Genomic DNA, 11,399 nt, shown 5'->3' on the forward strand with positions numbered 1-11,399 from the left:
GTGGGGGAGATGTCCGGCAGGACAGAGGGGGGCGCGAAGGATCGCCTGCCAAGACGATTACCAGGAGCATGTTATGAACATCCTCGAACGCTATCACGCCATGGAATACGGCCCGGCGCCGGAAGCCCGCAACGAGGCCGATGCCTGGCTTGCCGCGCGCGATTTCTCCAAGGCCCTGTTCATCGACGGCGCCTGGAAAGCGGCGGCCAGCGGCAAGACTTTTGAGACCAGCGAACCGTCCTCGGGCAAGCTGCTTGCCAAGATCTCGGATGCTGGCGCCGCCGACATCGATAGCGCGGTCGCTGCTGCGGCAAAAGCGCTGCCGAAATGGTCGGCATCCTCGGGCTATGCCCGCGCAAAAGTGCTCTATGCCATCGGCCGCGCCATGCAGCGCCACCAGCGCCTGTTCGCGGTGCTGGAATCGATCGACAATGGCAAGCCGATCCGCGAGAGCCGCGACATCGACGTGCCGCTGGCGATCCGCCATTTCATCCATCATGCCGGCTGGGCGCAGGCGCTCGAGAAGGATTTTCCCGACCACAAGCCGGTCGGCGTCGTCGGCCAGGTCATCCCGTGGAATTTTCCGCTGCTGATGCTGGCCTGGAAGATCGCGCCGGCTCTTGCCGCCGGCTGCACGGTGGTGCTGAAGCCGGCTGAATTCACGCCGCTCACCGCCATCCTGTTCGCCGAGATCTGCGAGCGGGCGGGCGTGCCGAAAGGCGTCGTCAACATCGTCCAGGGCGGGCCGGAAGCGGGTGCCGCCATCGTCAATCATCCCGGTGTCCAGAAGATCGCCTTCACCGGTTCATCCGAAGTCGGCAAGATCATCCGCAAGGCGACGGCCGGCTCAGGGAAAAAACTGTCGCTGGAGCTTGGCGGCAAGTCGGCCTTCATCGTCTTCGAGGATGCCGATCTCGACAGCGCCGTCGAAGGCCTGGTCGACGGCATCTGGTTCAACCAGGGCCAGGTCTGCTGCGCCGGCTCGCGCCTCCTGGTGCAGGAGGGCATTGCGGAAGCACTTATCGCCAAGATCAAGGTCAGGATGAGCCGGCTGCGGGTCGGCAGCCCGCTCGACAAGAACACCGACATCGGCCCGTTGGTCGACCGCAGCCAGCTCGACCGTGTCAAGGGCCTGATCGCCGAAGGCGCCAAGCAAGGCGCCGTCTGCTGGCAGCCGGACGCCGCGCTGCCGGCAACCGGCTATTATCATCTGCCGACGCTGGCGACGTCTGTTTCGCCGGCTAATATTCTGGCGCAGGAAGAGGTCTTCGGGCCGGTGCTGGCGACGATGAGCTTCCGCAACACCGAGGAAGCGATCGAGCTTGCCAATAACACGCGATACGGCCTCGCCGCTTCGGTGTGGAGCGAGAACGTCAACCTCGCGCTGCATGTCGCGCCGCAATTGAAGGCAGGCGTCGTCTGGGTCAACGGCACCAACATGTTCGACGCCGCCTGCGGCTTCGGCGGCTATCGCGAAAGCGGCTTCGGCCGCGAAGGCGGCCGCGAAGGCATGTTCGAATATCTCACCGCCAAGCTGCCGGTCGGCCCGGCCATCAAGCCGGCCGCGGCTGGCTCGGCCCAGCCGGTCGAGCAGGCCGACGGCTTGGCCATCGACCGCACGGCAAAGCTGTTCATCGGCGGCAAGCAGGTGCGGCCGGACGGCAATTACTCGCTTGCCGTCGCCAGTGCCAAGGGCAAGCTGGCCGGCGAAGTCGGTCTCGGCAACCGCAAGGATATCCGCGACGCCGTCGCCGCTGCCCGCGCCTGCAAGGCCTGGCCGGATGCGACGGCCTTCAACCGCAGCCAGGTGCTCTATTATCTTGCCGAAAATCTGTCCGGCCGCGCCGACGAGTTCGCCGCGCGTCTTGTCCAGTTGACCGGCGTCGCCGCCAAGGCTGCGCGCGAAGAGGTCGAGCAGTCGATCGAGCGGTTGTTCCTCTATGCCGGCCTCACCGACAAGTTCGAGGGCCGCGTCCATCAGCCGCCGGCCCGTGTCGTGACGCTTGCTCTGCATGAGCCGGTGGGTGTCGTCGGCATCGTCGCGCCCGACAATCAGCCGTTGCTTAACTTCGTCTCGCTGGTCGCGCCGGTGCTCGCCATGGGCAACGCCGTGGTCGCCGTTCCGTCGGAGCGCCACCCGCTTTTGGCCACCGATCTCTACCAGGTGATCGAATATTCCGACATTCCGGCTGGCGCCATCAACATCGTCACCGGCCGCAGCGCCGAGCTGGCCGGCGTGCTGGCCAAGCATGACGATGTCGACGGGCTCTGGGTGTTCGCCGACGCCGAGACCTGCGCTAAAGCGGAGGCCGACTCCATCGGCAATTTGAAGCGCGTCTGGACCGGCAATGGCCGCTCGCTCGACTGGGCGTCGGACGAAGCTGCCGGCGAGGCTTTCCTGCGGCGCGCCATCGAGGTCAAGAACGTCTGGGTTCCCTATGGCGACTGAAGCCCTTCGCACGAGGCGCGTCCGCAACCTTGCGGCAATGATGTCGGCGCGCCGGAGCCCGTCTGGTCGCTGTCGCGAAGGTGATGGCGTTCGGGCTTGACGCTCGGGCGCGTGTTCTTTAACGAGAAAAAACATCTTTATCTGTGAAGCAGGGACTTAGGCCGCACGATGCTGGCGGTCTGGCACACGACGCCGGGGCTGGCCATCGATAGAGGCGGACGCACTGAAGCAATTTTCCAGGAAAGTGTGAGCGGTTTTCCGTCCGGAATTGCATCAAAACAAGGAGATAGAGCGGTTCGCCGTTTCCGTGAAACGGTCAGACGCTCCAGGCAGGCGAGGAGAAGAACATGGCGGATCTGGCGGGTAAGGTGGTTGTGGTCACCGCGGCGGCGCAAGGCATCGGCCGGGCGAGCGCGCTGGCTTTCGCCAAGACGGGCGCGACCGTTCACGCCACCGATATCAACGAGCCGCTGCTGGCCGAGCTGGGCAAGACGCCTGGCATCAAGATACGCAAGCTCGATGTGCTGAACGATGCGGCCGTCGCTACTGCCTTCGCCGAGATCGGCCAAATCGACGTGCTGTTCAACTGCGCCGGTTTCGTCCATGGCGGCTCCATCCTCGAGATGAAGGACGAGGACCTCGACTTCGCGCTCAACCTCAATGTCCGTTCGATGATCCGCACCATCCGTGCCGTGCTGCCCGGCATGCTGGAGCGTGGCGACGGCTCGATCATCAACATGGCGTCGCTTGCCAGCTCGCAAAAGGGTGTGCCGAACCGCTTCGCCTACGGCCTGACCAAGGCGGCCGTGGTCGGCCTGACCAAGGCGGTCGCCGCGGACTATGTCGCCAAGGGCATACGCTGCAACGCCATCTGCCCGGGCACCGTCGAAAGCCCGTCGCTGCAGGACCGCATGCATGCCCAGGGCGACTATGAGGCGGCGCGCGCGGCTTTCATCGCCCGCCAGCCCATGGGCAGGCTTGGCACGCCGGAGGAAATCGCCGATCTCGCCGTCTACCTTGCCGGCGCCACCTACACCTCGGGGCAGGCCTACAACATCGACGGCGGCTGGTCGATCTGAGGGATCGGAACGGGCTTGGCAGGAGATCGGGGTTCTGCATCCATCAGTCTGAAAATCCCTTTCGCCAGATCGCCCGATGCGGCGTTCGCGCTTGCCGGGGATCAGATCGATGGCTACGGTCCGCCCGGCTTTCGCGACGTCACCCCAATCGAAACGAATTCTGCAAAATGGCTTCAGGCCGCACCTTAGGAGAAGAATGATGAAGTTGTTGCGCTATGGCGAAGCTGGCAGCGAAAAGCCCGGCCTGCTCGATGCGGATGGGACGATCCGCGACCTTTCTGCTCACGTCGCCGATATCGCCGGCACGACGCTCCATCCGGCCTCGCTGGAGATGCTCTCGAAGCTCGATCCGAAGTCGCTGCCGGTGGTTTCCGGCAAGCCGCGCCTGGGCGCCTGTGTCGCCGGCACCGGAAAATTCATCTGCATCGGCCTCAACTATTCCGATCACGCCGCTGAGACCGGGGCTACCGTGCCGTCCGAGCCGATCATCTTCATGAAGGCAAGCTCGGCCATCGTCGGGCCGGATGACGACGTGCTGATTCCGCGCGGCTCGGTCAAGACCGACTGGGAGGTCGAGCTCGGCGTCGTCATCGGCAAGACGGCGAAGTATGTCTCGGAGGACGACGCGCTGGATTATGTCGCCGGCTACTGCGTCGCGCACGACGTTTCCGAGCGCGCCTTCCAGGCCGAGCGTCAGGGCCAGTGGACCAAGGGCAAGTCCTGCGACACCTTCGGCCCGACCGGCCCGTGGCTGGTGACCAAGGACGAGGTCGCCGATCCGCAGAACCTCAAGATGTGGCTGACCGTCAACGGCAAGACGATGCAGAACGGCTCGACCAAGACCATGGTCTACGGCGTGAAGTATCTGGTTTCCTATCTCAGCCAGTTCATGTCGCTGCATCCCGGCGACATCATCTCCACCGGCACGCCGCCTGGCGTCGGCCTCGGCATGAAGCCGCCGGTGTTCCTGAAGGCCGGAGACGTGGTGGAGCTGGGCATCGAAGGGCTCGGTCAGCAGAAGCAGACGTTCAAGGCGGATGAGTAACGCAGACTTTCCGTTCTCTCCTTTTGATATTCCGGAAGTGAGAAGGTGGTTTCGCGCCCTTCCTCTCCCCCGTCGATCGGGGGAGAGGTGGCTCGGCGAAGCCGAGACGGAGTGGGGGCTCGACCACTCGTCAAGACCAACATCAAGGATCCAAAGAATTCATCATTCGCTGTCTGCCGGGGCGCCCGCACCAGCGCCCCGGTTCCTGTTCTACGGCTTCGACTTGGGTCTAGGTCTTCCCCCACTCCGTCGCCGCTTCGCGGCGCCACCTCTCCCCCTCCGGAGGGAGAGGAAAGAAACTCCGCCTACTTCAACACCTTCCCATCCGCCCCGAACCGATACGTCTTCGCCGCATCGGGCGTCGCATAAAGCGTCGCGCCTGGCTCGGCATTGTAGACGCCGAAGATGCGCACCGTGATCAGCCCGGCCTTCTCGCAGTCGAGATAGAGGTTGGTGTCGGCGCCGAGATGCTCGGCATGCACGACCGTGCCTTTCCAGGCGCCGGACTTCGTATCGACCGTCAGATGCTCCGGCCGCACGCCGACGGTCTTGGCCGTCTCGCCGAGCCTGGCGCCATCGATGAAATTCATCTTCGGCGAGCCGATGAAGCCGGCGACGAATTCGTTGGCCGGCGAATTGTAGAGCTCCATCGGGCTGCCGATCTGCTCGATGCGGCCGGCATTGAGCACGACGATCTTGTCGGCCAGCGTCATCGCCTCGACCTGGTCGTGGGTGACGTAGATCATCGTCGCCTTGAGGCGGCGGTGCAGCTGCGCGATCTCAAGCCTGGTGTTCACGCGCAAGGCGGCATCGAGGTTGGACAACGGTTCGTCGAAGAGGAACAGCTTCGGCTCGCGCACCACGGCGCGGCCGATGGCGACGCGCTGGCGCTGGCCGCCCGACAGTTCCGCGGGCCGGCGCTCGAGATAGGGCTCGAGCGACAGCATCGCGGAAGCGATCTTGATGCGCCGCTCGATCTCGGCCGCCGGCGTGCCGGCCTGCTTCAGGCCCAGCGCCATGTTGTTCTTCACCGTCAGATGCGGATAGAGCGCGTAGGTCTGGAACACCATGGCGATGCCGCGTTTCGCCGGAGGCGTGATCGAGACATCGGCGCCGTCGATCAGCACGCGGCCGGAGGTCGAGTCCTCAAGCCCGGCGATGACGCGCAGCAGCGTCGATTTTCCGCAACCGGACGGGCCGACGAAGACGACGAACTCGCCGTCCGTCACCTCGAGGTCGATGCCCTTCAGAACCTCGACCGGCCCGAAAGCCTTCTTCACATTCTCGATCTTCAGCGAGCCCACGGCTTCGTTCCTGTTCTAGAGTTTGACGGCGTCGCCTGTGCGCACGCTCTCGTCGGCGGCGAGGCAGACGGCGAGCGATTTCACGGCATCATCCATGTGGCGGGTGAGGTCGATATTTTCGCGGATGGCCTTGAGCAGGAAGGCTTGCTCCAGATCGCAGAGCTCCTGATGGCCCGGCTCGCCTTCCATCGACAGCAGCCGGTCTTCCCTGGCGAATTTACCGTCCGGTCCGGTCTCGGCGCTGTGCAGCCGGATCGTCGAGGTCTTGGTGTGGGTGTCGATGTCGTCGGACTTGACGCCCTCCTTCATTACGATTGACACACAGCCTTTGGGCGACATCACATCCTTCACGAAGAAGGCCGTCTCCGAGATCATCGGCCCCCAGCCGGCCTCGTACCAGCCGACCGAGCCGTCCTCGAACAGCACCTGCAGGTGCCCGTAATTGTACATCGACGGCGCCACCTCGTCGCTCAGCCGCACCCCCATGCCGCGCACTTCGACCGGCCTGGCGTCGGTGATCTGCAGCATGACGTCGAGATAGTGCACGCCGCAGTCGACGATCGGCGACGTGGTCTGCATCAATTGCTTGTGCGTCCCCCAGGTATGGCCGGAGGATTGCTGGTTGAGGTTCATGCGGAAGACATATGGACCGCCGAGCTTGCGCGCCTCGGCGATCAGCCGCACCCAGGACGGATGGTGGCGCAGGATATAGCCGATCACCAGTTTCCTGCCGTTGGCCTTGGCGGCGTCGACGACGCGCTTTGCGTCGGCAACCGTCGTCGCCAGCGGCTTCTCGACGAAGACATGGCAGCCGGCCTCGAAGGCCCTGACCGCATAATCGGCATGGCTGTCGGAATAGGTGGCGATCGCGGCGACGTCGGGTTTCTCGTCGCGCAACGCGTCCTCGAAGGAGCGTCTGATGCCGTAGTTCCCAAGCCCGTCCGGCAGCGGCACGTCGGAACGGTTGACGAGTGCGGCGATCTCGAAACCTGGATTGGTGTGGTAGGCGAGCGCATGGCTGCGGCCCATATTGCCGAGGCCGGCGACGACAACGCGAAGGGGTTTTTCCGAGCTCACTTGACGGCTCCCGACGTGATGCCGCGGATCAGCTGCCGCGAGAAGATGACATAGAGGATCAGCACCGGCAGGATCGCCAGCGACAGCGCCGCCAGGATCGCGTTCCAGTTGGTGACGAACTGGCCGAGAAAGAGCTGCGCGCCGAGCGTCACGGTCTTGGTCGCTTCCGAAGGCGCCAGGATCAGCGGGAACCACAGATCGTTCCAGATCGGGATCATTGTGAAGACGGCGACGGTCGCCATCGCCGGCCGCACCAGCGGCAGCACAAGGCGGAAGAAGATCGTGTATTCCGAGAGCCCGTCTATGCGGCCTGCGTTCTTCAGATCGCTGGACACCTGCTTCATGAATTCCGACAGGATGAAGATCGCCAGCGGCAGCCCTTGCGCCGTGTAGACCAGGATCAGCGCCGTCAGCGTGTTGACCAGCCCGCTCGCCACCATCAATTGCAGGATGGCGACGGTGCCGAGCCTGATCGGGATCATGATGCCGAGCGCCAGGTAAAGACCCATCAGCGTGTTGCCGCGGAAGCGGTATTCCGACAGCGCGAAGGCGGCCATCGCCCCGAACAGCAGCACGAAGAACAGCGAGGCGACGGTGACGACGAGGCTGTTCTGGAAATAGTGGAAGAAATCGCCCTGGCCGAACACCGTGGTGTAGCCGATCAGGTCGAAGGTCTTCGTCGTCGGCGGCGTCAGCGGCGCGCCGAAAATGCCCGCGCGAGACTTGAACGAATTCATCACCACCAGGATCACCGGGAACAGCGCGATCGCCGTGTAGGTCAGCAGGATCGCATGCGCGCCGATGGTGCGGGGAAGCGAACGGGTGGCTGTGCTCATGGCGCGCCTCAGAACTGGTAGCGACGCAGGCGCGTCTGCACGAGGAACAGGTAGACGCAGACGCCGGCCAGAATGATCAGGAACATGATCGTAGCGATCGCCGCGCCCATGTTGGGGTCGCCGACCTGCAGCTGGAAGCCGAAGAAGGCGCGGTAGAGGAAGGTGCCGAGGATATCGGTCGAATAATTCGGTCCGGCGAGCGCGCCTTGCGCGGTGTAGATCAGGTCGAAGGCGTTGAAATTGCCGACGAAGGTCAGGATCGAGATGATGCCGATCGAGGGCAGGATCAGCGGCAGCTTGATCTTCCAGAACTGCGCCATGCCGGTGACGCCGTCGCATTCGGCCGCCTCGATCACCTCGTCGGGGATCGACAGAAGCGCCGCGTAGATCAGCATCATCGGGATGCCGACGAACTGCCAGACCGACACCAGGCTGAGCGCGGTGAGCGCATATTGCTCCTTGCCGAGCCATGGCGTGAACAGGCTCTTCAGGCCGACGAAATCGAGCAGATGCGGCGCCACGCCCCACAGCGGCGACAGGATCAGCTTCCAGGCGAAGCCGACGATGACGAAGGACAGGATCGTCGGCACGAAGATCGCCGTGCGGTAGAAGGCGGTGAAGCGCAGCCTGGGGCTGGAAAGCAGCGCCGCGAGCAGGATGCCGATCGGGTTCTGCACCAGCATGTGGATGATGAAGAACCAGACATTGTTCCGCAGCGCATTCCAGAAATTCACCGACCAGTTCGGATCGCCGAACAGCGTGCGGAAATTGCCGAGTCCGACAAAGACCTGGGACTGGTCTATGTTGCGGAACAGCGAGAGCTGCAGCGTGCCGAACAGCGGCAGGATCATGAATGCGGTGTAGACCAGCACCGCCGGCGCCAGGAAGACGCCGACATGCCAGCGTATCGGTCTTTTCGGTCGCGTTTCTGCAGCCATGAGTTCGGTAGCCATGAGTTCGGTTCCCCGCCGTCTCTGGATTCCAGTTCGGTTGATACTAGCTGATGCCTCGATGCACGGCTTGGCTGTCCCCTTCGAGGAGAAAAGACAAGGCCAGCGACAGATCGGCTCCGTCTTCCCCGCAAGATGAGGGTAAGACCGGGAGGCTGCGCCGACAATCGCTATGTGGAGCTGTTTGAATGCCGGCCGGGTCCGCGCCCGGCCGGCATCGCAATCGATGCTCTTACTTCGCCGGCTTGTACCAGCTGTCCAGGCCGTCCTGCAGCTTCTTGGCCGCGGCTTCCGGGGTATCGGTGCCGTTGATCACATTGGCCGATTCGACCCAGGTCTCGTTCTCGAGGTTCGGCGTGCCGCGCGACAGGATCTGGTAGGTCGAGCGGATCGTCGACTTGCACTTGCCGCGCCAGGAAACGAACTCCTGCGCCAACGGGTCTTCCATCTTCACCGGCGAGGAGTTCAGGCTGAAGAAGCCCGGCAGCGCGTTGGCGTAGATGGTGGCGAAATCCGGCGAGGCCACCCAGGACAGGAAGGTCTTTGCCGCGTCCGCGTGCTTGGAAGCAGCGTTCAGGCCCATGCCGATGTCGGTATGGTCGGAGATGTAGCAGGTGTCGCCGGCCTTCTCGACCGGCGGCGGGAAGGCGCCCATCTTGAACTGCGCCTGGGTGTTGAACAGGCCGATTTCCCACGAGCCGGCCGGGTAGATGGCGGCGCGGCCGAGCGTGAACAGGTTCTGGCTGTCCGGATAGGTCTGCGCCTCGAAGCCGTCGCCGAGATACGGCTTCCACTTGGCCAGTTCCTCATATGGCGCGACCCAGTCCTTGTCGGTCAGCTTCTGCTCGCCCTTGATCAGGGCGGCGCGGCCGTCCTCGCCCTTCCAGTAGTTCGGGCCGATGTTCTGGTAGCCCATGGTCGCGGCCTCCCAGAGGTCCTTGGTGCCCATCGCCATCGGGATGTAGGTGCCGTCGGCCTTGATCTTGTCGAGCACGGCGAAGAACTCGTCGCGGGTCGTCGGCACCTTGAGGCCGAGCTTGTCGAACGCGTCCTTGTTGTAGATGAAGCCGTGGATGACCGAGGCCATCGGCACGCAGAAGCTCGACTTGCCGTCGTCGGTCTGCCAGGCGGACTTGGCGACGGGCGAGAAGTTTTCCATGCCCGGCAGCGAGCTAAGGTCGGCGAGGTTGCCCTTCTTGAACAGTTCGAGCGACTTGTCGAAGGGGCGGCAGGTGATCAGGTCGCCCGCCGAGCCGGCGGCGAGCTTGGCGCCGAGGGCCGCGTCATACTCGGTCGGGGCCGAAGGCGCGAACACCACCTTGATGCCGGGGTTCTTGGCCTCGAAGGCCGGGATCAGCTTGTCCTTCCAGATGGTCAGGTCGTCGCCGCGCCAGCTTTCGATGTTGAGCGTTACGTCCTCGGCCAGCGCCATCCCGGTCGTGCCGAGGATGCTTGTGCCGAGCAGAAGGGCCGTCAGTAGTTTGGTCTTCATCTTCAGTCTCCCTGTTGACCTTTTTCAGGTTCCGTTTTGATGAGAACAGGGGCTCAGCGCCCCTTGCTCCCCTCGCAAGCCCGTTTCACCCCGATGGAAATCGGGATGAAACAGGCCCTACTTCTTTGTTAGGGCATGATCTTTTCCGAAAAGCGGGTTCCACTTTTCGGGATCATGCCCCAGCGCGGAAAGCGCCGGCCGAAGCTTCTGGCCGGTTCCTTCCAGTATCTTCTCGGCCGCGTCGGCGTTGGCGGCGCCGGCGGCGAGCAGAATGGCGGTCTTGACGACGCCACCGCTTTCCTCGAGCAGGCGGGCGGCGTCGTCGCGGCTCTTGCCGCTGATGGCGGCGACCATGCGTACGGCGCGGTCGCGCAGCTTGATGTTGTCGGCGGTGAGATTGACCATGTAGCCGTCATGGACATGGCCCAGATGGATGGCGGCGAGCGTCGACAGCATGTTGAGCGCGATCTTCTGCGCGGTGCCCGCGCCCATGCGCGTCGAGCCAGCGATCAGCTCCGGGGGCGTTTCGAGCAGGATGGCGACGTCGGCTTGCTTGAACAGCGCGGCGCCTCTGTTGTTGGCGATGGCGATGGTGGCGGCGCCCCGGCGCCGCGCGTCCTGCAGCGCCTGGACCGCATAAGGGGTCGAGCCGCTGGCGGAAATGGCGATCAGGCAGTCGCCCTTGCCGATATCGGCCGCTGCGACGGCCGCCGCCGCTTCCCCGGTGTCGTCCTCCGGTCCGCCGGCCAGCGTGCGGAAGGCCTCGTCGCCGCCGGCGATCAGGATGGCGATGCGGTCGCGCGCAATGCCGAAAGTGCCGGGCAGTTCCAGCGCATCGGCCAGCGCCATAAGGCCGGAGCTGCCGGCCGCCGCATAGGCGAGCCTGCCGCCGCTCTTCAACTGCTTCGCGATGAGTTCGGCGGCAACGGCGATTGCCGGAATGGCGCCGTGCACGGCCTTGCTGGCCTCGATCTGGGCATTGGCCAGGAACGCCAGAATGGCTTCGGGGGCCTGGACATCCAGCCCCTCGGCATTCTGGTGGAGCGCTTCCGTGCGCGTCTCGGCCATCCATTTTCCTCCAACTGAGCGAAACAATACCAAAAAAATACCACTTGTCCACACGCATTAACGAATTTCGGGCAGGGGAATTTGCTTGCCGGCAAATTG

9 protein-coding genes are annotated in these 11,399 nt (G+C 64.0%); 3 read left to right on the plus strand and 6 right to left on the minus strand.

The window, feature by feature from the left end:
- The first annotated feature begins 73 nt into the window (after positions 1 to 73).
- The 3 genes from FJW07_RS00005 to FJW07_RS00015 all read left to right on the plus strand — a co-directional run bounded on the left by FJW07_RS00005 (position 74) and on the right by FJW07_RS00015 (position 4,573).
- On the plus strand, positions 74 to 2,449 hold the full coding sequence (locus tag FJW07_RS00005) for an aldehyde dehydrogenase family protein (protein WP_140853617.1): 2,376 nt from the start codon (positions 74 to 76) through the stop codon (positions 2,447 to 2,449).
- A 347-nt stretch (positions 2,450 to 2,796) separates the two neighbouring features.
- Positions 2,797 to 3,528 carry an SDR family oxidoreductase gene (locus FJW07_RS00010; protein WP_140853619.1) on the plus strand — a complete coding sequence of 244 codons (732 nt, stop codon included), beginning with the start codon at positions 2,797 to 2,799 and terminating at the stop codon, positions 3,526 to 3,528.
- 199 nt (positions 3,529 to 3,727) lie between these two features.
- A complete protein-coding gene (locus FJW07_RS00015; protein WP_140853621.1) occupies positions 3,728 to 4,573 on the plus strand; it encodes a fumarylacetoacetate hydrolase family protein in 846 nt (281 codons plus the stop codon).
- A 305-nt stretch (positions 4,574 to 4,878) separates the two neighbouring features.
- Here the strand turns inward: FJW07_RS00015 and FJW07_RS00020 are convergent, their stop codons facing one another.
- The 6 genes from FJW07_RS00020 to FJW07_RS00045 form a co-directional block, all read right to left on the minus strand.
- Positions 4,879 to 5,877, minus strand: coding sequence for an ABC transporter ATP-binding protein (locus FJW07_RS00020; protein ID WP_140648047.1), 999 nt, complete (start codon positions 5,875 to 5,877; stop codon positions 4,879 to 4,881).
- Positions 5,878 to 5,892: 15 nt separating this feature from the next.
- Positions 5,893 to 6,954 (minus strand): Gfo/Idh/MocA family oxidoreductase, encoded by a 1,062-nt coding sequence (locus FJW07_RS00025; RefSeq protein ID WP_140853623.1) that lies wholly within the window; start codon positions 6,952 to 6,954, stop codon positions 5,893 to 5,895.
- Positions 6,951 to 7,790, minus strand: coding sequence for a carbohydrate ABC transporter permease (locus tag FJW07_RS00030; protein ID WP_140853625.1), 840 nt, complete (start codon positions 7,788 to 7,790; stop codon positions 6,951 to 6,953). Before FJW07_RS00030 ends, FJW07_RS00025 begins: the two co-directional genes overlap by 4 nt.
- Positions 7,791 to 7,798: 8 nt before the next feature.
- Complete coding sequence (locus FJW07_RS00035; protein WP_140648051.1) at positions 7,799 to 8,728, minus strand: sugar ABC transporter permease; 930 nt, start codon at positions 8,726 to 8,728, stop codon at positions 7,799 to 7,801.
- 244 nt (positions 8,729 to 8,972) lie between these two features.
- Positions 8,973 to 10,232 (minus strand): ABC transporter substrate-binding protein, encoded by a 1,260-nt coding sequence (locus tag FJW07_RS00040; protein WP_140853627.1) that lies wholly within the window; start codon positions 10,230 to 10,232, stop codon positions 8,973 to 8,975.
- A gap of 117 nt (positions 10,233 to 10,349) precedes the next feature.
- Positions 10,350 to 11,300, minus strand: a complete 951-nt coding sequence (locus FJW07_RS00045) for an N-acetylmuramic acid 6-phosphate etherase (RefSeq protein WP_140853629.1) — start codon at positions 11,298 to 11,300, stop codon at positions 10,350 to 10,352.
- Positions 11,301 to 11,399: the final 99 nt, after the last annotated feature.

Origin of the sequence: Mesorhizobium sp. B3-1-9, assembly GCF_006439595.1 — a bacterium.
Classification (GTDB): domain Bacteria; phylum Pseudomonadota; class Alphaproteobacteria; order Rhizobiales; family Rhizobiaceae; genus Mesorhizobium.